Source organism: Methylophaga sp. UBA3603 (genome assembly GCF_002375335.1).
Classification (GTDB): domain Bacteria; phylum Pseudomonadota; class Gammaproteobacteria; order Nitrosococcales; family Methylophagaceae; genus Methylophaga.
This window is the reverse complement of sequence record NZ_DFMC01000009.1, coordinates 69,544-95,259: the sequence shown is the minus strand read 5'-3', so window position 1 is coordinate 95,259 and position 25,716 is coordinate 69,544. Positions and strand designations below refer to the sequence as shown.

Here is a 25,716-nt window from a genome sequence, read left to right as displayed (position 1 = left end):
GGATTAAACCTCTGCAGTTTCTGCGTTTTCAAGTATTTCACTGGCTTCAAGCCAGTCCATTTCAGCCTGTTCCAATGCCGCCTTGGTGGCAGCTTGCTGTTGTAACAGGTCTTTGAGCTTTTCTTTATTGGCCGCTTCATACAGCGTTGTATCAGCGAGTTGTAATTCAATTTTGGCAAGTTCAGCATTCTGTTTATCGAGGACTTGCTCTGCCTTTTTAACCTGGTTACGCAAAGGCTGTAATTTCTGACGCTGTTGTGCTGCCGCCTGTCGATCCAGTTTTTTGCCATTGTTGACGGCAGGACTTTTATCAGCAGAAGCATTAACCGTTTCACGGCCTAAACGCAGCTGCCGGTAATCATCAAGGTCACCTTCAAAAGCAGCGGCTTTGCCATCAGCTACCAGCCAGAGATCATCGGTGACATTGCGCAGGAAATAGCGATCATGCGAGACCACCACTAATGCTCCTTCGTACTCCTGCAAAGCCATGGTCAACGCCAGCCGCATTTCCAGATCAAGATGATTGGTAGGTTCATCTAATAACAATAAAGCCGGACGCTGATAAACCAGCAGGGCCAGAACCAGCCTGGCTTTTTCGCCACCAGAAAATGGTGCAACCGGTTCCAGAGCAGTATCACCATTAAAGCCAAAACCGCCCAGAAAATTACGGCAATCCTGTTCGGTCGCCATGGGGTCCAATCGCTGCAAATGCTTCAACGCACTCTCATCAGGACGTAATTGTTCTAATTGGTGTTGGGCAAAATAGCCGATAACAATATCTTTGCCTTCCCGACGTTTGCCACTGAGCGGTTCCAGTTCACCGGCAATCAGTTTGATTAATGTCGATTTACCGGCACCGTTTGGGCCTAACAAACCAATACGATCGCCGGGAGCAAGGTGGAGCTTGATATTATCAATTAACGGTGTTTGCTGGTAACCAACACTGGCTTTATCCAGCGCTAAAATTGGAGTGGTTAAACGTCGCGGCTGAAAAAAGCTGAAATGAAACGGCGAATCAACATGCGCCGGAGCGATCTTTTCCATGCGCTCCAAGGCTTTGATACGACTTTGAGCCTGCTTGGCTTTAGTCGCTTTTGCCTTGAATCGATTAACAAAATCACGGATGTGGGCGATTTCAGATTGTTGTTTCTGATAAGCCGACTGCTGATTTGCCAGATGCTCGGCACGAGCGATTTCAAAGTCAGAATAATTACCGGTATACAGTTTGATGCGTTGTTGTTCGATATGGGCGATATGGGTAACCACTCGATCGAGAAACTCACGATCATGGGAAATTACCAGCAGCGTTCCCGCATAACTGCGTAGCCATTCTTCTAACCAATAGACAGCTTCGAGATCCAAATGATTGGTGGGCTCATCCAGCAACAATAAGTCACTACGGCACATCAATGCCTGGGCAAGGTTAAGTCGCATACGCCAGCCACCTGAAAAGGTTCTGACCGGGTGTTCCTGCTGCTCAGCAGTAAACCCTAATCCATGCAATAATTTTGCAGCCCGGCTTCTTCCGGTGTATCCATCAATCAAGCCTATTTTGTCATGCAGCTGGGTTTGCAAATGACCATCATTGTTCTGTTCTGCTTGTGCCAATTGTGTGAGAAGTTGACTCAGTTCAGCATCGCCCTGCAACACATAGTCAAGAGCAGTTGTATCAACCGCGGGCGTTTCTTGTGCAACATGAGCAATCACCCAGGATTCAGGAAACGTCAGATCACCGCTGTCAGCATGTATTTCATTGCGGATCATCGCAAACAGACTGGATTTACCGGTGCCATTGGCGCCGGTCAAACCGATACGTTGTCCGGGATGAATCACCAGATTGGCAGCTTCAAACAGTAGTCGGGGTCCGCGGCGTAAAGAAAGTTGGCTGAAATTTATCATGGCGCGAATTGTATCAAGCCTGCCCATCGGCTGTATTGGATAAATCTCTGCTGTTGGTTAAATCTAAACAAAAAATCTAAACTGATGACGGTAACTGCCAATCAATAGGTGTTTGTCCGTGTTGCTGTAAATAGTCATTAGCCTGGCTGAAATGCTTGCAACCGAGAAAACCGCGGTGAGCTGACAATGGTGATGGATGCGGTGCTTTTAAAACCAGATGCCGCTGGTTGTCAATAGCAGCCCCTTTTTTCTGGGCATAACTGCCCCACAGCATAAACACCACATTATCACGCTGTTGATTGACCACACTGATCACTCGATCAGTAAATTGTTCCCAACCTTTTCCCTGATGCGCATTGGCTTGTCCATGTTCCACCGTCAATACAGCATTCAGTAATAAAACACCTTGCTTGGCCCAAGCTTCCAGGTAACCATGTTTTGCAGGAGCAATACCAAGGTCATTATTCAGTTCTTTATAGATATTCATTAACGAAGGTGGAATTGCCACACCGGGTTTGACTGAAAAGCATAAACCATGCGCCTGTCCTGGCTGGTGATAGGGATCCTGTCCGAGAATGACAACTTTTACGTTAGATAGCGGCGTTGTTTCCAGGGCATGAAACCAGTTGGATGAGTGAGGATATATCACTTTCTGCTGGTTTTTCTGCTGCTGTAAAAAAGCCTTTAGCTGCTGCATATAAGGCTGTTCAAATTCCCTCTCAAGTAAAGCCTGCCATTCAGGCGCTTTCTGCAGAACCATTTTTGCTACCCACCCCAAAGTTAAAATCACATCATACTTGCTTCGATTTTATTACTCATCATTGCAACTCAACTATCAGGTTTTCAGTCAGAGCTTATTAATTTGCAACAATTTGATTTACCCCAGATTATTGAGACGGATAGACAAGTAATATAGTTACTGTTATTTTCAGCAGCTACCATTTGCAGTCAACAAAGGATTGCCGCAACAGTATCTGCACACAAGGAATCGCGATGGATAATAGCGCCAATGTTTTAATCGTCGATGATGTACCTGACAATATTCAGGTAGCGATGAATTTTCTTAAGGAAGAGCCTTACAACCTGTCATTTGCCACCCGAGGTCAGGAAGCCCTTGCGCTAATGAAAACGCATGAATATGACCTGATTCTGCTTGATATTATGATGCCTGAAATGGATGGTTATGAAGTTTGCCGACGCATCAAGGCAGAACCCCGCCTTCAGGATATCCCGATTATTTTTGTTACGGCCAAGGTCGACGTAGATTCGATAAGCCAGGGATTTCATGCTGGCGCAGTCGACTACCTCTGTAAACCGTTTCATGCCGAAGAACTGCTGGCCAGAGTCAATACTCATCTTTCTTTATATCGCGCTAAAAAACTCCTGCAACAAAATAACCTTTCTCTACAGCACAAATACGAACAGAATCAGCAACGGCTGATGACCGAGCTGGAACAGAATCAACTGGAAATGATTTATGTGCTGACTGAGTTAATGGAGTCAACTTCAGATGAAACCGGCAAACATATTCGTCGGGTAGCCGAGTGTTCCAGGTTATTAGCGTTATATCATGAAAGTCTGACAGACGAAGATGCCGATATCCTGTTTCATGCCGCGCCAATGCATGATATTTGTAAAATCACTATTCCCCACTCGATTTTGCATAAACCCGGTAAACTCACTGAAGATGAATTTGCCATCATGAAAACGCATACCACGCGTGCCTTTAAAATTCTTCATAATTCCAAACGCAAATACACCAAAGCTGCCGCTATCATCGCTCACCAGCACCATGAAAAATGGGATGGCAGCGGTTATCCCCAAGGACTCAAAGGACAGGATATTCATATCTACGGTCGTATCGTTGGTTTGATTGACGTGTTTGATGCGTTAATGCATAAACGGGTCTACAAAGAAGCCTGGTCCCTTGAAGACACCTTGGACTACATCAGGAAACACAGCAGTAGCCAGTTTGATCCCTATCTGGTGAGCATACTGCTGGAACATATTGATGAATTTGTGGCTATTTCCGATCAAAACTAACTGGTTATTATTTTTTTTCCTGCTGTTTATCAGCTGCCGATTATCGGCACTGACATTTACTGAACAAGAACAGGCCTGGATTGCCGCTAATCCTGAAGTCACACTGGGTGCCGATTTCAGTTGGGCACCCTATGATTTTCTCAATGAAGAAGGCGAACATGATGGTATCGCCTCTGATGTGTTAGCGCTCATTAGTGAAAAAAGCGGTCTTAAAATCACCGTGGTAGCTGATGTCTGGGCCAACACCATGGAAAAAATGCGAGCAGGCGAAATCATGGGCCTGAGCTGCGCCGCGGCGACTCAACAACGTCAGGAATTTTTGTTATTTTCCAAGCCCTACGTGAGCCTCTCACTGGGTATTATTGTTCAGCAACATCGTGATGATATTCAGTCAATGGATGATTTGATTGGCCTTACTGTTGCTGTAAATGAAGATTCCTACCTGCATACCTGGCTGAACATCAATTACCCGAATTTGGATCTGCTGCTGACTGATTCCAATGATGAATCACTGGAAGCCGTTTCGTTTGCTCAAGCCGACGCCTATATCGGGAATATTGCTGTTGCTACCAATGTCATCAAACAGCGTTACCTTTCCAATCTTCGAGTGGTCGCCAAAGTACCGAGCTTCACAACAGATACCTCCGTCGCAATTGATAAACGTTATCCATTACTGCATAGCATTATTGATAAATCGTTATCGGCAATTACCGCGGCTGAAAAACAGCAAATTATTGACAAATGGTACGCAGTTGTCAGTGATAGCAGTGCATTTGAAGTCTTACCTTATGAGCAAAGCCGACTGGATTTAACCGAAAAAGAACAACAGTGGATAGACCAACACTCCGTTGTCAGGATTGGGGTTGATCCGTATTGGCCACCATTTGATTTTATTGATAAAAATGGTCAGCACAAAGGCATCAGTGCTGACTATCTAAATCTCATCAGCAAACAGACCGGCCTGCAATTTCAGCTCGAACCCTTCACTGACTGGCAGTCTGTTATTGATGCAGCCCAAACCAAAGAGATAGAGCTCATTGCCGCCCTTTCACGCAATACGTTTCGTGAAACCTTTCTCGATTTATCGATTCCCTATCTGGATTACCCACTGGCCATCGCTACAACCAAATTCGGTCATCTCACCAGCCTGGCTGACTTCAGTAACAAACCTGTCGGTGTGGTGAAAGGTTATTTTGCTGAATCTATTTTGCTGGCCTATTACCCGGAAATCGATATTGTTTATGTCCCTTCTGTACGTGAGGGACTGTCGATGTTAGCTGCCGAAGAAATAGATGCCTATTTTGATATTATCGCAACCATCACCTATACCGCCAGTCAATCCGGATTAACACATCTCAATACCAGCATTATCAGGGAATACTCTCCTGCTTTGCATATGGGCATCGTCAAGGGGCATCCCGAGCTATTAACAATTATCAATAAAGCCCTTGCATCAATTACAGCCGAAGAGAGGCGCACAATCGATCAGCAATGGATGTCAGTTAATACCATTGAACGTACCAATTACACGCTGTTGATCCAGGTTGTAACAATCTTGCTGATTTTCCTGCTTGCCAGCTTCTACTGGAATCGTCGCTTACGTGCTGAAGTAGATAAACGCCTTATTTCAGAGCAGAAACTTCGGGATAGTGAGGCGCAGCTATTGCATTTGATTAATGTGATGCCAATGAGCCTGATGGTTACTTCCGCAGAGGATGGCCATATTCTGCTAGCCAATGAGCATTGTTATGAAGAATTAGGATTTTCAGCTAAGTTACAGAAAACCATCAAAGTTCAGGAGTTTTATGCAGATATTACGCAACGTAAACAAGTCCTGGAACAGCTTGCTTCGGAGGGCGAAATTAATGGAATGATGCTCAAAATCAAAACTCGGAATGGACAGATCATCCAGGGATTATTTTCAATAATTTCGATTCAATATCAAGGCAAGCCGGCTTTTCTGGGTTTTTTCATGAATATGGATGATCGTATTGCACTTGAAGATTCACTAAAAGAATCCAAGACCCATGCTGAAGCAGCGAATTTGGCCAAATCACAATTTCTCGCCAATATGAGTCATGAAATCCGCACCCCAATGAACGCTATTCTGGGGTTTACCGAACTGCTGGACGAGCAGGTTACAGAGCCCAGGCTTAAATCATTTATTAAAACCATCCGCAGTGCAGGTAATACCCTTTTACTGCTGATCAACGATATTCTTGATTTATCGAAGATTGAAGCCGGAAAACTGCAACTCAATAAATCCGCTACCGATCCTCATCAGCTGTTTGATGAAATAGCCAATATGTTTGTTCTGCAAATCCGCAATAAGGATTTGGCGTTACATTTAGATATAGATCCCGATTTACCCCATGGCCTGTTACTCGATGCCACTCGTCTCAGACAGGTGTTATTTAATTTAATCAGTAATGCTGTCAAATTCACTGATACCGGTCATATACGTATTCACGTTCATGCCGATAATGTAGATGATCATCTCAGTAAACTGGATTTACATATCCGGGTTGAAGACACTGGTATTGGTATTCCCGAAGCTGAGGTTGAACATATATTTGAAATTTTTGCCCAGCAATCAGGCCAGGATGTTCGCAAATACGGTGGGACCGGTCTTGGCTTGTCAATCACCCGCCGCTTGATTGAGATGATGGGTGGTCATATCCATCTGCAGAGTAAAAGTGGTGAAGGGTCAGTATTCAGTATTGATTTACCAGGAATTGATATTGCCGCCATTGCCAGTGACAAAATTCGTCAGCAGGCGTTAGCTTTTGATGCCAGCCATATACGTTTTGAGCCGGCCCATATGCTAATCGTTGATGATGTCGCGCATAACCGGGAACTGATACGTCAGCATTTTATCAACAGCCTTATTCAAACCAGTGAAGCTGAAAATGGTCAGCTGGCTGTGGATTTTGTTAAAAAGAATCCGGTAGACCTCGTGTTGATGGATATTCGTATGCCAGTGATGGACGGTTATGAAGCCGCAAAACAAATCAAAATGATTAAACCGGATTTACCTGTGGTTGCACTGACAGCTTCAGTAATGAAAGACGCCTATGAACAGGATAGATTGGACCATTTTGATGCCTATCTGCGAAAACCTGTTTTACGCAACGAACTGTTTCATGCGCTGAGCGTATTTTTACGATACCAGACGGTTGACGTTGACGTTATAAAAGCACCACAGCAGGATTGGTCAATGCTGGACAAAGAACAGCTGTTATCGATTTTTAATCATTTTCAAACCGATATCGATGAAATATGGCGTTTAGCCACCCAAAGTAACAGCATGACCGACATTAAAAACTTTGCCCACGAAATCGCCAGACTGGCTGGCAATCATCAAATTGACACACTGGATCGATATGCCAGCCAGTTGCTGGAACGGATTGATGCGTTTGATATTGAGGGCATGCAGATTTTGTTAAAACAATTTCCTTCAATGCGCAGCGCGATCCAACAGGCGATCCGAAGTCATTAGCACACAAGTGTGCTTTGCTTTGCAGTTTTTTATACAATGCCCGACACGTTGCAATGAGATGAGCAAAATGAACTCTGATTTAAAAACGGATGCACAGTGGCGCCAACAACTTAACGAAGAACAATATCGCATCACCCGGCAGGCGGGCACAGAACCAGCTTTTTCCGGGGAATATGTCGATCACGATGAGAATGGGTGTTATCACTGTGTTTGCTGTGGCCAGGCCTTATTTGCTTCTGATGACAAATTTGATGCCGGTTGCGGTTGGCCAAGTTTTTCCTCACAGCTTGAGCATGGAGTGGTGACTCATCATCCGGATTACAGCCACAATATGGATCGTACCGAAGTTCGCTGTCAGCAATGTGAAGCCCATTTGGGTCATGTATTTGATGACGGCCCCGCCCCTACTGGCCTGCGCTATTGTATTAATTCGGTGGCGCTTGAATTTAATGACAAAGACTGAATGGACGCTGTATATCATTCAAGCTGCTAATGGTTATCTTTACACCGGTATAACCACTGATTTAGAACGTCGTTTAAAACAGCATCAAAACCATAACGGTGGGGCGCGTTTTTTTCATACCAGTGATGCTCACAAAGTGGTGTATCAGGAACAGCATCCTGATCGCAGCAGTGCCAGCCGTCGGGAAGCTGCAATCAAGAAACTCAGCAGGCAACAAAAACTGAACCTTATCGGTAACCCATCAGACCATGTATAATGGCGGGTTTTTTCAGCACGTCTGAATTTCTCCTTTAGATACAGGATTTTAACTTTGTTAAGCACTGCTAACATTACCATGCAATTCGGGGCCAAGCCCCTGTTCGAAAACGTCTCGGTCAAATTCGGTGGTGGCAATCGCTACGGTCTGATTGGCGCCAATGGTTGCGGGAAATCGACGTTTATGAAAATTCTGGCCGGCGTCCAAGAGCCCACCTCCGGTAATGTGAGTTACGACCCCAATGAATCTTATGCCGTATTAAAACAGGATCAGTTTGCTTACGAGGATCAACGCGTTATTGACGTGGTGATTATGGGGCAACCTGATTTATGGGATGTGCATCGTGAGCGCGATCGCATTTATAACTTGCCGGAAATGAGTGAAGAAGATGGTCTGAAAGTCGCTGAACTGGAAGGTCAATATGCGGAAATGGACGGTTACACTGCTGAATCCCGAGCTGGAGAATTATTATTAGGCGTCGGTATTCCGGTTGAACAGCATTATGGCCCGATGAGCGAAATCGCTCCCGGTTGGAAACTACGTATTCTGCTGGCTCAGGTACTGTTTGCTGATCCCGATATTATGTTGCTCGATGAGCCGACCAACCATTTGGATATCAACACTATTCGCTGGCTGGAAGAGGTATTAAGCCAACGTAGCAGCACCATGATCATCATTTCGCATGATCGCCATTTCCTCAATCGTATCTGTACTCATATGGCCGATATGGATTACGGCGAATTACGTATTTATCCAGGAAATTATGATGAATACATGATTGCTTCCACCCAGGCACGTGAACGTCTGCAATCAGACAATGCGAAGAAAAAAGCGCAGATCAAAGAGCTGCAGGAATTCGTCTCACGATTCTCTGCCAATGCTTCCAAAGCAAAACAGGCAACGTCCCGTCAAAAACAAATGGAAAAAATTCAGCTGGATGACATTAAACCTTCCAGCCGGGTGAATCCGTTTATTCGTTTTAATCAGGAAAAGAAACTGTTCCGAAATGCACTGGAAGTCAGCAAGCTGACACAGGGCTACGATAACGAAAAACCGCTGTTTGAAAACTTCAGTTTTATGGCAGAAGTGGGTGAAAAAATTGCCGTGATTGGTCCTAACGGTATCGGTAAAACCACCTTTGTGAAAACACTGGTCGGTGAACTGGCCCCAAAATCCGGCAATGTAAAATGGTCGGAAAATGCCAATATCGGTTATTACGCACAGGATCATGATCATCTGTTTAAAAACAATATGACTCTGTTTGAGTGGATGTCCCAATGGGGTAGCCCTGAAGATGATGAACAGGTTATTCGTGGCACTCTAGGCCGCCTGCTGTTCTCCGGTCATATGATCGATAAAAAGGTCAATGTGCTGTCTGGTGGTGAAAAAGGCCGCATGTTGTTCGGCAAGCTTATTTTGCAAAAACCCAATATTCTGGTGATGGATGAGCCGACCAACCATATGGATATGGAATCTATCGAATCACTTAACCTGGCATTGGAAAATTACGAAGGCACATTGATCTTCGTCTCCCATGACCGTGAATTTGTATCGTCATTGGCAACACGTGTGTTTGATATGGAAAATGAAGGTATCACTGACTTTACCGGCAGCTATGATGAGTACCTTAAAAGTCTTGGTATTAATAACTAGGGCTTGTTGGTCTTACATCTCCGCCTCTGTTGTGAGCTGAAGGGCTGTGACTATTTTTGCGGCCGCCTGCGTTGTATGAAATACATCCCTGTATTTCACCGCTACGCGGCCAGCTAAGCTGTTCAAATGAGTTCCAGACTCATTTGTCAATCACTTATGTAGGAAGGCTACACTGCGTGCTTTCCGCCTTGTCGGACACAAAAATAGCCGCCAGCAGTGGTGGATATGAAAGAGCAACAAACCCTAGGCTCGACACTTCTAATCCGGGTCAATGCGCTTTATCGGCGCATTGACCGACCTACTTCCCTGTATTCATTTCGCATGCTATTTTGAAATCCCAATAACGTCGTTGAGGATTTTCAGCATGTTATACCGACAAATGTTTTATCTCCCTGTTTTATTAGCGATATTTTTCGCTTTTGCATTGTTTACTCTATCTGCACCATCCCAAGCAGCATCTGCCACTGAAATTGATATCAAAGTCGATGAAGCTCTGAAACGTTTCAAGAGTGAAGTTTCTGGTGGAGATCGTTTCCTCGAAAAAGCAAAAGGCGTATTAGTTTTTCCGGATGTCATTAAAGCCGGATTTGGTATTGGCGGTGAATATGGTGAAGGTGCACTTCGCATCGGCGGCAGCACTGTGGATTATTACAATACTGCGGGTGCCTCGATCGGCTTTCAATTGGGAGCCCAACAAAAAACGGTGATCCTGGTATTTATGAATGATCAGGCTTTAAAACAATTTCGTGACAGCGAGGGTTGGAAAGCCGGGGTTGATGGTTCGGTAGCAGTAGTTGAATGGGGCGTGGGTGAAGATATCAATACTACTGATATCAAAGATCCGATTGTTGGCTTTGTCTTCAGTAACAAAGGGTTGATGTATAACTTGACGCTCGAAGGCGCCAAGTTTACCAAGCTCAATAAGTAGTATTGGAGGCCTGTTTTTAGCCTTCGATACGAAAACCGATTTTGATAGTGACCTGCCAGTAACGGACTCCGCCGTTTTCGATATAACCGCGAGTGTCCGTTACTTCAAACCAATGCAGGTTTTTAACGGTCTCAGCAGCTTTTGCAATCGCGTTCTCAATGGCTTTATCTGAACTTTCAGCAGAGCTGCCAGTGATTTCAATATGTTTATAAACATGTTCAGTCATAATAATTCCTTGTTATTTGCGTAAATAGATAAACCAGTAAAACAGGCCGACAAAGATACTGCCTCCCAGCATATTGCCCAATGTCACCGGGATCAAGTTATGCCAGAAAAAACCACCAATCGTTAACTGTTCTGAGATGACGAGTGAGGTTTCTGCTTGTGTTTCTGCCAGTAACCCAGCCGGAATAAAAAACATATTAGCAACAGAGTGTTCAAATCCAAGAGCGACAAAGGCGGTAATAGGAAAAATTACTGCCAGCACTTTATCAGTCACACTGCGCCCCGCCATACACAACCAGACGGCTAGACATACAAGGATATTGCACAATACACCACGAGTGAACGCCTCAATCCAGCTCAGATTCACTTTACTGTCAGCAATCGCCACCACTTTATGGCCAAGAGCCCCATCGCCCTGCCACCATAAGCCACTTAAATACATCAACAATAAAATGCCCATTGCCCCCATAAAATTGCCAATATAAACAATTGCCCAATTCTGAATCAGTTGCCTAAAACTAATCAGGCCATCGATACAGGCCATCACCAATAAGTTGTTACCGGTAAATAATTCTGCCCCGGCAACCACCACCAGAATCAATCCCAGGCAAAATGCCAATCCGCCAATTAGTCGCATAATTCCAGCAGGCATATTGCCAACGTCAAAGGTCACCAGTGTAAAGAATGCCGCTCCCAGCGCGATAAACGCTCCAGCTAATAATGAGAGAGCAAAAACTCTTAATGGATCCACAGTACATTTGCTCATACTGATTTTTTCCAGACGACGAGCAATTTCTGCCGGGGTATAAGCATCAACTGAAAATGGATCCATGATATTTTCCCAATTATGAAAAACAAGTTAGATGATAATCACATACATGTGCTTACAGCACCATGCCCATCGAAATAAATGAATGATTTTGCTATCTTTTCATTGAGTGGGCACGTATAATTGCATGCTCGCAAATGTCACTTTTACAGCTTTGTTTCCAAAGCTGCCCATCACAGGTTATTCAATGTCCACACCAGAAAACGATTCAACACCCTCATTCGCTGAGTTAGGGTTAGCTGCTCCAATTTTACAAGCTGTACAACAAGCCGGTTATGAAACACCTTCGCCAATTCAGGCGCAAAGTATTCCACCTTTACTTGCTGGTAGAGATTTACTTGGTCAGGCCCAAACCGGTACCGGTAAAACCGCTGCCTTTGCCTTACCGCTGTTAAGCCGTATAGATCTGAAAAACAAAGCCACCCAAATGTTGGTGTTAGCACCGACTCGTGAATTGGCTATTCAGGTTTCAGAAGCGATCCAAAGCTACGCTCGTCACCTGAAAGATTTCCATATTCTGCCAATTTATGGCGGTCAAAGCATGGGCATCCAATTACGCTCATTACAACGTAAACCACAAGTTGTTGTCGGTACGCCGGGTCGTATTCTGGATCACATTCGTCGTGGCACATTGAAGCTGGATAAACTTGAAGCATTAGTGCTTGATGAAGCTGATGAAATGCTGCGTATGGGCTTTATTGATGATGTAGAAACCATCCTTAAAGAAACCCCCGAAAAACGTCAGGTAGCTTTATTCTCCGCTACCATGCCTGGTCCTATTCACCGTGTTGCACAGAAATATCTGAAAGATCCGGTGGATGTACGCATTCAATCCAAAACATCAACTGTCACCACCATTAACCAGCGTTACTGGCAAGTAACCGGTATGCACAAACTGGATGCGTTAACCCGCATTCTGGAAGTCGAAGACTTTGATGGCATGATCATCTTCGTGCGCACTAAAAACGCCACTGTTGAGCTGGCTGAAAAGCTGGAAGCTCGTGGTTATTCTGCTTCGGCGATTAATGGCGATATGAATCAGGCATTGCGTGAAAAAACCATCGAACGCATGAAAAAAGGCAGTATTGATATCCTGATTGCCACCGACGTCGCTGCACGTGGTCTGGATATCGAACGCATGAGCCATGTGGTCAACTACGATATTCCTTACGATACCGAGTCCTATGTGCATCGTATTGGCCGTACCGGTCGTGCTGGTCGTAAAGGTGAGGCCATTCTGTTTGTCTCCCCTCGCGAAACACGTATGTTAAGTGCCATCGAGAAAGCCACGCGCCAGGTAATTACCAAAATGCAATTACCGAGCAGTGAAGATATTGCTGATCGCCGTGTTCTGCAATTCATGGAACAACTCAGTGAAACCATTGAGTCTCAGGAACTGGCTTATTTCGAAACCTTAATCAGTCAATATCAACAGGAACATAATGCCGACCCGATTGAAATCGCTGCCGCATTAGCCTTTTTGGTACAGAAAGACCGTCCGTTAAAACCGGTTAAACATGTTACACAACGACCAGCTCGTGAAGAACGCGAACGCGGACCACGTCAGGAACGTGGTGAACGTCCTGCCCGGGGCAGCCGTGAAGACCGTCCACCAAGAGAAAAACGGGCTCCACGTCCACATCCAAATGAGCCGGATATGGATACTTACCGTGTTGAAGTCGGTCGCGCCGACAAAATTGAACCACGGAATCTGGTAGGCGCAATTGCTAATGAGTCAGGTATCGAAAGTCAATTTATCGGCCGTATTACCATTAATGAGGATCATAGTCTGATTGACTTGCCACAAGGCATGCCAAAAGATATGTTCCAGCAAATACGCAAGGTTTGGGTCAATAACAAACAACTGAATATGAGCCTGGCGACTGATGAAGCTGTTGCGGAAAGTGCGGCAGCCCGCCCATCACGCCGTAACTTCAGCAAAGATCGTAAAGACGGTCCAAAAAGCAAACCAGCCAGGAAGTTTAAGAAAAGCTAAAAACTAAACTCTCTCAATAATAAAAAGTCACTGCCAGCAGTGACTTTTTTTTTGAGCATGCCACAATAGCGTTCATGCTGAATATCATCTGGGTCGCCTTTTTTCTCATTGCCTTTGCAGTGGCTTTATTTAAGCTGCTGGTGTTAGGCGACACCGAAATTTTCAACCAGATCATGCAGGCAATGTTTGCCCTGTCCAAAACAGCTTTTGAAATTGCACTTGGCCTGACCGGTATTCTTGCCCTGTGGCTGGGTATTATGAAAATTGGCGAACGCAGTGGCTTTGTCGAATTATTGACCCGAGGATTATCCCCGCTTTTTACACGGCTGATGCCAGAGGTACCAAAGAATCATCCGGCCCTCGGAGCGATGGTGATGAACATCTCAGCCAATGCGCTTGGACTGGATAATGCCGCGACCCCATTAGGTATTAAAGCAATGCAGGAACTGCAAAAGCTTAATCCGTTAAAAGATACCGCCAGTAACGCCCAGATCCTGTTTCTGGTAATTAATACCTCTGCCGTTACGTTATTTCCAGTCACTATTTTTACCTATCGCGCTCAGATGGGTTCTGCCAATCCTACAGACGTATTTATACCATTGTTAATTGCCACCTATTTTTCCACCTTGATTGGTTTAATCACTGTGGCGGCAGTACAGAAAATTAACCTTCTGGACCGGGTAGTGTTGATGTATCTGGGGGGATTCAGTGCCTTTGTATTTGGTCTGTTAGCCTATTTTTCCAGTCTGGAACAATCACAGATGCTGGTGCAATCCGCCATTATCAGCAATGTCGTCATTTTTTCATTGGTCATCGCATTTATAGTGGCGGCGGCATGGCAACGGGTCAATGCTTACGAGGCTTTTATTGAAGGGGCCAAAGAAGGTTTCTCGACGGCAGTAATGATTATTCCCTATCTGGTTGCCATGTTGGTGGCAATTGGCGTTTTCCGTGCCAGTGGGGCGCTTGACTTGATTGCAGATGGTATTCGTTCCGGCGTACTGGCGCTGGGAATGGATGATAGGTTTGTCGATGCATTACCCACTGCGTTAATGAAGCCTTTCAGTGGCAGCGGGGCTCGTGCCATGATGATCGATACCATGGAAGTACATGGGGCAGATTCATTTGCCGGAAGACTTGCTTCAATAGTTCAGGGCAGCACTGAAACCACTTTTTATGTGTTGGCGGTTTATTTTGGTGCGGTTGGAATTCAGAAAATCCGTCATGCTGTTGCCTGTGGACTGGCAGCAGATGTTGCCGGCATCACCGCAGCCATTCTGGTCGCCTACTGGTTTTTCGGTTGAAAGATTATTGCCTGATTTTTTTTGCTGCCAGCAATAACGACACCAGCACAAAATAATCCTTCAAAGAAAATCAAATTCTGCTACATTCTATCGCCCGTTCAATGGCTTAGCTATGTCAATTAACCATAACAAAGTTACTCACTCTTCTGGAGAATCGCTTCTTTGAACGCTCAGTCTGTTGTTGATTATGCCGTATTTGATCTGATTGCTGATGCGCTGACCACCCACGGTTATTGTATCCTGCCACAATTATTGCCTCCCGCTTTAACCCATGATCTATACCGCAGAGTTGCCCGTCTGGATGAGCATAATGACTTAAGTCAGGCCGGAATAGGCCGGGAACGACAACATCAGCTAAATGAGAAAATCCGCACCGATGAAACCCGTTGGCTAGACCCGGATAATAGCATCGACCTGGCATATCTCACCCATATGGCAGATTTCCGGCTGGCAATGAATCAACGGTTGTTTCTCGGCTTGTTTGATTATGAATCACACTACGCCCATTATCCTTCAGGGGCCTTCTACAAACGTCATGTCGATGCATTTAAAGGTCAGTCCAACCGTGTATTAACAACGGTGATGTATTTAAACCCATTCTGGCAAACTCAGGATGGTGGCCAATTGCAGATCTATGACATCAATGATGATAATCTGATTCTATCTGTTGAACCTGAAATGGGCACATTTGTGGTTTTTTTAAGTGAGCAGTTTCCGCATGAAGTTCTCCCCTCGAAACGGGATCGTTACAGCATTGCAGGCTGGTTCCGGATTCAGGATCCATTGCAGGCCCCGATAATATGAACACATCTTTTAACATTCTGGAATTAGGTCAGGATGATTTACGTCGAATTGCCCAGCCGGTATCCGAGATAAACGACCCTGTATTACAACAAAAAATTGATGATCTGATCACCTTTGTTCAACAGCGTGGGGGTATGGGGATTGCCGCCACGCAAGTTGGTATTAACCAACGCTTTTTTATTATGTCGAGTCATCCTAATGAGCGTTATCCCTATGCACCCGAGATGCCGGCAACCTGTGTAATAAATCCCGAAATTGTCTGGCACTCAGCGCATACAGAAAAAGACTGGGAAGGTTGTTTGAGTGTTCCCGGTCTTCGAGCTCTGGTACCACGTTATCAGCAAATACAAGTGCGCTACTGGTTGCGTGATGCTACTCAGGTTGAAACCACATATGAGGGCTTTATGGCTCGATTGTTTCAACATGAACTGGATCATCTGGACGGAAAAGTTTTTGTCGATCGGGTGGAATCGACAATGGAAATGATGACCGAATCCAGCTGGCGTTCAATGCTGGCTGAAAAATCCAAGGGCAGAGACAATAATGGCACAACAGTTTGATTCGCTATCTGATCGTTTGATTCAGTTTATTCATCAACAACATCTGTTTTTTGTAGCAACAGCGACGGCTGACAGCCGTGTTAATGTTTCCCCAAAGGGAATGGACTCGTTAAGAGTTTTAAACAGTAATCGTTTAGTCTGGCTGAACGTGACCGGTAGCGGCAATGAAACAGCTGCGCATATTGAGGAATCCCCTCGAATGACCATCATGTTTTGTGCATTTGAAGGAAAGCCATTGATTCTACGAGTCTATGGTCAGGCTCGTGCAATACATCAAAAAGATCCTGAGTGGCAGAGTCTGTATGGCTTATTTGATCCATTACCTGGTGCCAGACAGATTTTTATTCTGGATATCGATCTGGTTCAGACCTCATGTGGTATGGCTGTACCTTATTTTGAATTTGTCGGTGAACGCGAACTACTGAATAACTGGGCTGAACGCAAAGGTGAAACTGGTATTAAAGAATATTGGCGGGAAAAAAATCAATTCAGCCTGGATGGAATTGAAACTGATATTGTAAAAAAGAATATTTGATCCTATTGACCGAACATTTCCCCAACGGCTTTTGCCAGAGTTTCCGAACGTTTTGGATTACGCAAAGCCTGCATAACCGGCTCTCGCATCCCTGGTATAAATAACAGATCGGCCAATAACTGGCTGAAACCGGCCTGGCCAGCATCGTTATGAGCAAGTTGCTCAAGATACAGCTCACAGATTGGCTGTTTGGCCAGTGCCAACCAGATTCGACCACTTACTATTGCCAGCACTTCAATTTCGCGACTGCAACGATGTTTCAGCACCTGAGTCACCATACGCTCCACTAAACCACGAGCAGGACTATTGGAAGCTGCCCGTAAACAGGAAATGATTTTGGCTGTATCGGGTTGTTTTTCCTGTAACTGATTATCTACTTGCTGTGCCAATACTTCGACTACCCCTGCTGCAGGGCTTGCATGCTCCAGCAAAACGCATAAATTATGAAATGGTTCCTGAGGCAATTTAGGCAATGTATTAATCAATCCTAATGTACCTTCATTGGTATCCAGACGAATAGCAAAATCAGCTAATCCCTGCATCGCCAAGCCAGGCCATTTATCCAAAGGGAGATCGCCAGTGAAGTAACGATAGGCGGCATCGTAATATTTGGAGGGGCGCTGTTTCAGTGCATGCGTAGCGTGAGCATTAAATGCGGCCATTCGATCCTGACGTGGCTGAAAGGTGAACGGACTGTCCTGCAGAGCTCCCTGAATTTTTTCACCATCGGCGGCGGCCAACATTGCTTCGCCGAGCCTTTCCAATAACATCATCAGAAAAGCATCACGGGCATCTGGAACCAGTAATCCCTGCTCATCCAGCGGAAACTTAAGAAACCATACATAGTGATTTTCTGGGGCATCCGGATGCCAGAAGATAATGCCTATTTGGGCGTGACGTTTGAAAGGATAAGGGTAAGGCTGCTGGCAATTATCAAAACTGACAAACTGTTCCGGGGTTAATTTACCAACCCGGCGCCCCATATCAAACACCCGGTATTGTGCACCACTTTGCCTGAGAAACTTGCTAAGTGTGTTGAACTGTCCAATATCCATATCCTGCTCCGTATCAGGTACGGTATTCTGCGTTTATCTTGACGTAATCGTAAGAAAAATCACAGGTCCAGACTGTTTTGGCAACGTTGCCTCTACCCAGTTTTACCCGAATGGTTATTTCAGATTGTGACATGACCTGCTGGCCTTTTTCTTCAGTATAGTCAGCAGCAGGCTGGCCCCCATCGACAATACATACGTTATCCAGGTAAATGGCGATTTTCGATAAATCCAGACTGGGCAAGCCACTTCGACCGACCGCTGCCAGAATTCGCCCCCAGTTTGGGTCAGAGGCAAACAATGCAGTTTTTACCAACGGTGAATGAGCAATGGTATAGGCGACCTGCCGACATTCATCTGCATCAGCACCCTGTTGAACATCAATGCTGATAAATTTGGTTGCGCCTTCACCATCGCGAACAATGGCCTGGGCCAGGAAGCGACTTAAACTATTTAAGGCCTCAATAAATTGTTGTGCATCACTGCTATCAATATCATCAATAATCGAATTACCTGCCAGACCAGTAGCAATCAAGACACAGGCATCATTGGTTGAGGTATCGCCATCAACGGTAATACTGTTAAAAGACTGCTCCATCGAAACGTCAAGCATCTTTTGTAATGTGGAGGCACTTATAGCGGCATCCGTGGCGATATAAGACAACAAGGTCGCCATATCTGGTCGAATCATGCCTGAGCCTTTTGCGATGCCTGTCAGTGTGATTGGCTGTCCATTTAACGACAGTTCAACTGAACGCGCTTTGGCAATGGTGTCGGTGGTCATGATGGCGTGTGCTGCAGCAAACCAGTTATCAGCAGCTAGTTTGGTAAACGCCTCAGGTAACGCATTGGTAATTTTATCAACAGGTAACGGCTGCCCTATAACGCCGGTGGAAAATGGCAATACAGCACGGGTATCACATTCTGCTAGCTGAGCCACCGCCTGGCAACATGCTTTTGCTGCCGCCATACCCGCGTCACCGGTTCCAGCATTGGCGTTTCCAGAATTGATCAGTAAATAGCGTGTAGATGATTGTTGCTGATGCTCTCTGGCTAATAATACCGGGGCTGCACAAAATGCATTACGGGTATAAACCGCTGCGGTATGACTTCCAGATGCCAGTTCAATTAAAACCACATCCTGACGCCCTGGCTTTTTAATCCCAGCGCTCGTAGTGGCAAGGCGAACACCTTTTACAGGCTTTAATTCAGCAGCAATTGGAGCAGATAAATTTACTGCCATTATTTGACAGCGCCGTGGCAATTCTTGAATTTTTTACCACTTCCACATGGGCATGGATCATTACGACCAACTTTTTTACCATCTCGCGTTAGCGGCTGGTTCGCAGTAGGATGTTCTGCCTCGGCTTCTGCTTCAGAGGAGGCACTTTCATGCTGATACTCCACATCAGCAGATTGACGGCGTTGCTCATCAACCGCCGCGACATCTTCCGGCGCACGCACTTTAACACGGGAAATCAGGCTGATAACTTCATGTTTCAGGCTGTCCAACATAGCAGTAAACAACTGGAAAGCTTCACGTTTGTATTCCTGCTTGGGATCTTTTTGGGCATAACCACGCAGATTGATACCCTGACGTAAATAATCCATTTGAGCCAGATGTTCTTTCCACTGCGTGTCCAGAGTTTGCAGCATGATGGCTTTTTCAAAATGACGCATCAACTCAGCCCCGACAGTAGCTTCTTTTGCCTGACAGGCTGCTTCGGCTTCCTCGATAATTCTTTCACGCAAACTTTCTTCGTGCAGATTATCATCTGCCTCCAACCAGCCGCTGATATCTAATTCCAGAGCGAAATCATCGCGTAAAGCCTGTTCCAGTCCACTGACATTCCATTGTTCATCAATACTATTAGGTGGAATGTACAGACTGATAACGTCGTTAATGACGCTGCTACGCATTGAAACAATTGTTTCTGATACATCATCCGCAGCCATTAATTCATTGCGCTGCTCATAAATTACTTTACGTTGATCGTTGGCAACATCATCAAACTGCAGTAACTGTTTACGAATATCAAAGTTGTGTCCTTCAACCTTACGTTGAGCATTTTCAATGGCTCTGCTGACCCATGGATGCTCAATAGCTTCACCCTCTTCCATACCCAGTTTCTGCATCAATCCGGCCATGCGTTCAGAAGCAAAAATCCGCATCAGGTTATCTTCGAGCGACAGATAAAAACGGGTTGAGCCCGGATCACCCTGACGACCGGAACGACCACGCAGCTGATTATCAATACGACGTGATTCATGTCGTTCGGTACCGATAATATGTAAACCACCCGCTTGCAAAACCAAATCATGACGTTGTTGCCATTCGGCTTTCACTTTAGCTTTAGCAGCTTCATCAGCCTCTTCACTCAGCTTGTCCAGCTCTGCTTCAAGACTGCCACCGAGAACAATATCTGTACCACGACCCGCCATATTGGTTGCGATAGTGACTGATCCCGGTTTACCCGCTTCAGCGATAATATGTGCCTCTTTTTCATGAAATTTTGCGTTCAGAACTTCATGTGGAATTTTGGCTTTGGTCAGTAATTTATCCAGATATTCTGAGCTTTCAATTGAGGCCGTACCGACAAGAACAGGTTGTTTTCGCTGCACACAGTCCTGAATATCAAGCAATATCGCATCAAACTTTTCTTTTGCTGTCAGATAAATTCTATCGGCTTCGTCTTTACGCTGCATTGGACGATGTGTCGGAATAACCACAACTTCCAGACCATAGATTGACTGCAATTCATAGGCTTCAGTATCCGCTGTACCGGTCATGCCGGACAGCTTTTTGTAAAGACGGAAGTAATTCTGGAAAGTAATGGAAGCGAGGGTCTGGTTTTCGTTTTGAATTTTGACCCCTTCCTTGGCTTCAATAGCCTGGTGTAAGCCTTCTGACCAGCGACGTCCGGGCATGGTACGACCGGTAAATTCGTCGACAATGATTATCTGATCATCCTGAACAATGTATTCAACATCCCGATGAAATAATACATGTGCACGAAGCGCTGCAGTTACGTGATGCATCAAACCAATATTGGCCGCATCATACAGGCTGGCATCTTCATCCAACAGGCCTGTTTCGGTTAATAAATGCTCAATTTTTTCATGGCCAGCTTCGGTAAAATGTACCTGTTTGTTTTTTTCATCAATGGTGTAATCACCCGGCACGGTGATATCTTCATCTTCACCTTCCTGCCGGGTCAGACTGGGAATCAACTTGTTTATCTGCACATAACGCTCAGAACTGTCCTCAGCTGGCCCAGAGATAATCAATGGCGTGCGGGCTTCGTCAATTAGGATGGAGTCAACTTCATCGATAACAGCAAAATTTAATGGACGCTGCACTCTATCTTCGAGACGAAAGGCCATGTTATCGCGCAGGTAATCAAAACCAAATTCGTTATTGGTACCGTAGGTAATATCTGCAGCATATGCTGCACGCCGTTCGTCACCACTCAGTCCACTGACAATGACGCCTGTGGTCAAACCGAGGAAACCATAAAGTTTGCTCATCCAGGCCGCATCACGTTTGGCAAGGTAATCATTGACGGTAATAACATGGACGCCTTCCCCGCTCAGGGCATTCAAATATACTGCGAGCGTAGCTACCAGCGTTTTACCCTCGCCGGTTTTCATTTCGGCAATTTTTCCGTCATTCAGCACCATACCGCCTATCAACTGCACGTCAAAATGGCGCATTTCCATAATGCGTTTACCGGCTTCACGTACGACAGCAAATGCTTCTACCAGGATATCATTCAGTGTTTGCCCATCATCCAGTCTTTGTTTGAATTCTATGGTTTTGGATTTTAAAGCGGCATCGTCAAGCTTTTCATACTCGCTTTCCAATTCATTGATGAGGCTGACCTGTTTTTGCAGTTTTTTGATTACACGATCGTTACGACTGCCAAAAACCTTACTGAAAAACTTGCCTACCATGACTTAAACTACCTGTTGAATGTGCCGAATTGACGACAGTTTGATTAAACGCGTGATTATAACGCGTACTGTTGGGAAGATCGAAGACTCACCGCATTTTTTTAAGTGGTGTCTGATTTTTCAAATACAAGAGGAATTATTCGATGTAATTAAACGGATTAACGGATTTACCGTCTCTTAATACTTCGAAATGAACATGAGGTCCAGTTGAACGACCAGTTGATCCCATCAGCGCAATAACATCTCCTTTGTTAACACGATCTCCGGTACTGACATTGATGGTTTTGTTATGCGCATAGCGGGTTACATAGCCATTTCCATGGTCAATTTCAACCAGTCCACCGTATCCACCACGCATGCCCGCCCAGCTGACAATTCCATCCGCCACAGAAATCACTGAGCTACCGGTTTTTCCGGCAAAATCGAGTCCATCATGGAAAGCTTTTTTCCCATTAAATGGATCAACGCGATAGCCATAGAAAGAAGATAACCAGCCATCAACCACAGGACGACCACTTGGTATGGCTCCGGCGATATTCTCATTTGTAATCAGAAACTCTTGTAATGCCGTCAAGGTATCCTGTTGATCAGCAAAATCCTGTGAGAGACGAACCAGACTTTCTTCAAATTCGGCGTTTGATAACCAGTCACCGGAATTTTCAATACCCCCCATCCCGGGAGCAAATTCCAAATCAAAGTCAGAAAGTTCAAAACCTGCAATTTCAGCTAATCGCTGACTAAGCATTTTCAGACGAATGGCCTCAGCCTGTAAGCCCCCTAACTGCTGCGCGTAAAAACCCTGAATGGCTTCATTTGCGGTTGTGTCATCACTGATAGAGAGGGGATCGGTTTTCGGGGTGAGGAGTCGAGCGGTTGGGAAAAATTTTGAGTCTACTGTATCGTTAATAGCTGTCTTATCTTTTATATAATTCATTGTAGAGACAGTTATCGCAATCGTCATGGTTAATAGAAATGTGACTAGCAGCATCAATTTCGTTCGGCTTAAATGCCAATGCTTGTGGCCGGTATTGTCGGCGGATATTATGATAATCTGCATACTTATCCTCGTCCCGGATTGAGACATGTCAAATAAACCGCTTCATTTCAGTACTGTTTGCCAGGCAAACCAGCAATTACAACAAATTTCGAAGCGCGCTCAAAAATTAACCCAGCTTAACAGCATTCTGCAAGAAATTTTACCTTCGCAGTTCGCAGGACATTGCCAGCTGGCGAATATGAAAGACAATAAAATCATCATACATACAGAAAACGCGGCAATTGCCAGCTTATTACGCTTTCATTCCGCTACTATTTGTAAAACATTTTCCAGCGAGTTGTCTACGCAAATTGAACGTGTTGAGGTAAAAGTAAAACCTCAGCACCCGACCGAGAAGTCGGCAAAATCTAATATGATCGATATGTCTAATAACAACGCAGCGCTGATTGCTCAGACCGCCGCCGGGTTAGACGATGGTCAGCTCAAAACAGCGCTGCATAAACTCGCTAAGCGAGGTAAAACTCGTGACAACTCCTAGCTGACAATTGAAGCGGCAGGCCGACTGAACACAATAGGTGCATCAGCATCTTCTTCAAAAGTTACCAGTTCCCAACAATCTTCCTGAGCAATGAGTTTGCGTAACAGTCGATTGTTCACTTCATGACCGGATTTATGTCCGACGAATGCACCGATCAGACTATGGCCCAACAGGTATAAATCACCGATCGCATCAAGTACTTTATGACGGACAAACTCGTCTTCATAACGAAGACCATCTTCATTTAAAACACGGAAATCATCTACAACAATGGCATTATCCATACTACCACCCAGCGCCAGATTCATTTCCCGCAGTTTTTCGATATCTTTCATAAAACCGAAGGTTCTGGCACGACTGACTTCACGAACAAATGATGTGGAGGAGAAATCAACATCAACCTGTTGTGGTCTGCCGGTAAAGGCCGGGTGCTCAAAATCAATGGTAAAAGAGACTTTGAATCCCTCAAATGGCTCGAACTTGGCCCATTTATCACCATCTTCCAGTAATACAGGCTTTTTAATACGGATAAATTGCTTAGCAACTGCCTGTTCTTCAATACCTGCAGATTGCACCAGAAACACAAAAGGTCCGGCACTGCCGTCCATGATAGGAACTTCTGCTGCATTGAGATCAATATAAGCATTATCGATACCCAGCCCGGCAAAGGCTGAAAGTAAATGTTCCACTGTTGAGACCCGCTGACCATTCTGAATCAATGTGGTTGACAGGGCTGTCTCACCCACATTTTCAGCTTTGGCCTCGATTTCAACAACCGGATCCAGATCGACTCGTCGGAAAATAATGCCAGTATTAGGGGCAGCCGGACGCAGCGTTAAATAGACCATTTCACCGCTGTGCAATCCCACACCTGTGGCACGAATCACATTTTTCAATGTTCGTTGCTTTATCAAGGTGCTTTACCCCCTTTTCTAGTTTAATTATCTGACAATAATATCATAGGCTTATACGACTTCACCATCTACATTAATCAGCCTGTCTTCGCAAAAATGCCGGAATGTCCAGATAATCCATGTTGACATCACCATTAGCCACTTGTTTATGTTCGTTGTTACGACCATTTCGTAAAACAGTTGGTTCATCATAGTCAATGTCAACCGGCTTCTTAACAATTTCGATTTGCGGTGCTGCGGTTGTCGTCTCAACGGGTTTTGCTACTGCCGCTCTTGCAACGCCCAACCCGGTTGCCACTACGGTTACCCGTAACTCATCGGTCATATCAGGATCAATCACCGTACCAACCACTACTGTTGCGTCCTCTGAAGCAAATTCTTTAATAGTGTTACCCACTTCTTCAAATTCACCAATACTCATATCCAGGCCAGCGGTGATATTAACCAGTACGCCACGCGCACCCGCCAAATCAACATCTTCCAGTAACGGGCTTGAAACAGCCAGTCTGGCGGCTTCTGCAGCGCGGTTTTCACCTGAAGCCCGGCCGGTTCCCATCATAGCCATACCCATCTCAGACATAACTGTGCGTACGTCAGCAAAGTCAACGTTAATCATACCTTCACGGGTAATCAGTTCGGCAATACCCTGAACTGCACCCAGCAGGACATCATTAGCTGATTTAAACGCATTAAGCAGGCTCATTTCCTTACCCAACACTTTCAGCAGTTTTTCATTTGGAATAGTAATCAGTGAATCTACATGCTGACTTAACTCTTCAATACCAGCGGTAGCCACTTTCAGTCTTTTGCCGCCTTCAAAAGGAAATGGTTTGGTGACAACTGCAACCGTTAAAATTCCCATCTCTTTAGCAACTTGTGCGACTACTGGCGCAGCTCCGGTACCTGTACCGCCGCCCATACCAGCAGTGATGAAGACCATATCAGCGCCGCTGATGACTTCCATAATACGTTCACGGTCTTCCAATGCAGCTTGTCGACCTACATCAGGGTTGGCACCGGCACCCAGCCCTTTAGTAATATCAGTACCTAATTGTAAATGTGTAGTGGCATTACTTTTACGTAAAGCCTGTGCATCCGTATTGGCACAGATAAAATCAACACCTTCGATTTTATTGGCCACCATGTGTTCCAAAGCGTTACCGCCACCGCCACCTACACCGATGACTTTGATAACCGCATTTGCTGTATATGTATCAATCAATTCAAATGTCATGATTTTCTCCCCTCTTTATTTACTAACAAGGCT

The 25,716-nt window shown here is 45.2% G+C and carries 22 protein-coding genes; 12 read left to right on the top strand and 10 right to left on the bottom strand.

Features of this window, described 5'->3' with window-relative positions; all coding sequences use genetic code 11:
* Window positions 1-3: 3 nt before the first annotated feature.
* Together B4F66_RS07665 and ung are read right to left on the bottom strand one after the other, a co-directional pair.
* Window positions 4-1,899: an ATP-binding cassette domain-containing protein gene (locus tag B4F66_RS07665; protein WP_292357890.1), complete on the bottom strand. Its 1,896-nt coding sequence runs from the start codon at window positions 1,897-1,899 to the stop codon at window positions 4-6.
* 76 nt (window positions 1,900-1,975) lie between these two features.
* The gene (gene ung, locus B4F66_RS07660; RefSeq protein WP_292357889.1) at window positions 1,976-2,659 is read right to left on the bottom strand and encodes a uracil-DNA glycosylase; all 684 of its coding nucleotides are present in this window, start codon (window positions 2,657-2,659) and stop codon (window positions 1,976-1,978) included.
* Between the two features lie 233 nt (window positions 2,660-2,892).
* On the opposite strand from ung, the gene B4F66_RS07655 reads away from it, so the two are divergent.
* The 6 genes from B4F66_RS07655 (at window position 2,893) to B4F66_RS07630 (ending at window position 10,741) form a co-directional block, all read left to right on the top strand.
* A complete protein-coding gene (locus B4F66_RS07655; protein ID WP_292357887.1) occupies window positions 2,893-3,942 on the top strand; it encodes a response regulator in 1,050 nt (349 codons plus the stop codon).
* Window positions 3,911-7,441: a transporter substrate-binding domain-containing protein gene (locus tag B4F66_RS07650; RefSeq protein WP_292357885.1), complete on the top strand. Its 3,531-nt coding sequence runs from the start codon at window positions 3,911-3,913 to the stop codon at window positions 7,439-7,441. Before B4F66_RS07655 ends, B4F66_RS07650 begins: the two co-directional genes overlap by 32 nt.
* A gap of 58 nt (window positions 7,442-7,499) precedes the next feature.
* A complete protein-coding gene (gene msrB, locus B4F66_RS07645) occupies window positions 7,500-7,904 on the top strand; it encodes a peptide-methionine (R)-S-oxide reductase MsrB (protein ID WP_292357884.1) in 405 nt (134 codons plus the stop codon).
* The gene (locus tag B4F66_RS07640; protein ID WP_292357883.1) at window positions 7,891-8,160 is read left to right on the top strand and encodes a GIY-YIG nuclease family protein; all 270 of its coding nucleotides are present in this window, start codon (window positions 7,891-7,893) and stop codon (window positions 8,158-8,160) included. Before msrB ends, B4F66_RS07640 begins: the two co-directional genes overlap by 14 nt.
* Before the next feature lie 54 nt (window positions 8,161-8,214).
* Entirely contained in the window at window positions 8,215-9,813 is a 1,599-nt protein-coding gene (locus B4F66_RS07635) for an ABC-F family ATPase (protein WP_292357881.1), read from the top strand.
* Window positions 9,814-10,177: 364 nt separating this feature from the next.
* Complete coding sequence (locus B4F66_RS07630) at window positions 10,178-10,741, top strand: BPSL1445 family SYLF domain-containing lipoprotein (RefSeq protein WP_292357879.1); 564 nt, start codon at window positions 10,178-10,180, stop codon at window positions 10,739-10,741.
* Between the two features lie 16 nt (window positions 10,742-10,757).
* On the opposite strand, the gene B4F66_RS07625 is transcribed toward B4F66_RS07630, so the two are convergent.
* Entirely contained in the window at window positions 10,758-10,967 is a 210-nt protein-coding gene (locus B4F66_RS07625; protein WP_292357877.1) for a dodecin, read from the bottom strand.
* 12 nt (window positions 10,968-10,979) lie between these two features.
* Entirely contained in the window at window positions 10,980-11,798 is an 819-nt protein-coding gene (locus B4F66_RS07620) for a formate/nitrite transporter family protein (protein WP_292357875.1), read from the bottom strand.
* Between the two features lie 184 nt (window positions 11,799-11,982).
* Here B4F66_RS07620 and B4F66_RS07615 point away from each other — a divergent pair, with 184 nt between their 5' ends.
* The 5 genes from B4F66_RS07615 (at window position 11,983) to B4F66_RS07595 (ending at window position 16,994) form a co-directional block, all read left to right on the top strand.
* Complete coding sequence (locus tag B4F66_RS07615; RefSeq protein ID WP_292357873.1) at window positions 11,983-13,791, top strand: DEAD/DEAH box helicase; 1,809 nt, start codon at window positions 11,983-11,985, stop codon at window positions 13,789-13,791.
* Window positions 13,792-13,865: 74 nt separating this feature from the next.
* Complete coding sequence (locus tag B4F66_RS07610) at window positions 13,866-15,095, top strand: spore maturation protein (RefSeq protein WP_292357871.1); 1,230 nt, start codon at window positions 13,866-13,868, stop codon at window positions 15,093-15,095.
* Between the two features lie 162 nt (window positions 15,096-15,257).
* Entirely contained in the window at window positions 15,258-15,899 is a 642-nt protein-coding gene (locus B4F66_RS07605) for a 2OG-Fe(II) oxygenase (RefSeq protein ID WP_292357869.1), read from the top strand.
* Window positions 15,896-16,459, top strand: a complete 564-nt coding sequence (def, locus tag B4F66_RS07600; protein WP_292357867.1) for a peptide deformylase — start codon at window positions 15,896-15,898, stop codon at window positions 16,457-16,459. The genes B4F66_RS07605 and def overlap by 4 nt, the downstream gene beginning before the upstream one ends.
* Window positions 16,443-16,994, top strand: coding sequence for a pyridoxamine 5'-phosphate oxidase family protein (locus B4F66_RS07595; RefSeq protein WP_292357865.1), 552 nt, complete (start codon window positions 16,443-16,445; stop codon window positions 16,992-16,994). Before def ends, B4F66_RS07595 begins: the two co-directional genes overlap by 17 nt.
* 2 nt (window positions 16,995-16,996) lie before the next feature.
* On the opposite strand, the gene B4F66_RS07590 is transcribed toward B4F66_RS07595, so the two are convergent.
* The 4 genes from B4F66_RS07590 to B4F66_RS07575 all read right to left on the bottom strand — a co-directional run bounded on the left by B4F66_RS07590 (window position 16,997) and on the right by B4F66_RS07575 (window position 22,934).
* On the bottom strand, window positions 16,997-18,049 hold the full coding sequence (locus B4F66_RS07590; protein ID WP_292357863.1) for a DUF3549 family protein: 1,053 nt from the start codon (window positions 18,047-18,049) through the stop codon (window positions 16,997-16,999).
* A gap of 13 nt (window positions 18,050-18,062) precedes the next feature.
* Window positions 18,063-19,289 carry a bifunctional glutamate N-acetyltransferase/amino-acid acetyltransferase ArgJ gene (gene argJ, locus B4F66_RS07585; RefSeq protein ID WP_292357861.1) on the bottom strand — a complete coding sequence of 409 codons (1,227 nt, stop codon included), beginning with the start codon at window positions 19,287-19,289 and terminating at the stop codon, window positions 18,063-18,065.
* Entirely contained in the window at window positions 19,289-22,000 is a 2,712-nt protein-coding gene (gene secA, locus B4F66_RS07580) for a preprotein translocase subunit SecA (RefSeq protein WP_292357859.1), read from the bottom strand. Before secA ends, argJ begins: the two co-directional genes overlap by 1 nt.
* Before the next feature lie 136 nt (window positions 22,001-22,136).
* Complete coding sequence (locus tag B4F66_RS07575) at window positions 22,137-22,934, bottom strand: M23 family metallopeptidase (protein WP_414673336.1); 798 nt, start codon at window positions 22,932-22,934, stop codon at window positions 22,137-22,139.
* Between the two features lie 148 nt (window positions 22,935-23,082).
* On the opposite strand from B4F66_RS07575, the gene B4F66_RS07570 reads away from it, so the two are divergent.
* Window positions 23,083-23,535 carry a DUF721 domain-containing protein gene (locus B4F66_RS07570; protein ID WP_292357855.1) on the top strand — a complete coding sequence of 151 codons (453 nt, stop codon included), beginning with the start codon at window positions 23,083-23,085 and terminating at the stop codon, window positions 23,533-23,535.
* Here the strand turns inward: B4F66_RS07570 and lpxC are convergent.
* On the bottom strand, window positions 23,532-24,449 hold the full coding sequence (lpxC, locus tag B4F66_RS07565) for a UDP-3-O-acyl-N-acetylglucosamine deacetylase (protein ID WP_292357853.1): 918 nt from the start codon (window positions 24,447-24,449) through the stop codon (window positions 23,532-23,534). The genes B4F66_RS07570 and lpxC overlap by 4 nt on opposite strands.
* Before the next feature lie 73 nt (window positions 24,450-24,522).
* A complete protein-coding gene (ftsZ, locus tag B4F66_RS07560) occupies window positions 24,523-25,683 on the bottom strand; it encodes a cell division protein FtsZ (protein ID WP_292357852.1) in 1,161 nt (386 codons plus the stop codon).
* Between the last annotated feature and the right edge of the window lie 33 nt (window positions 25,684-25,716).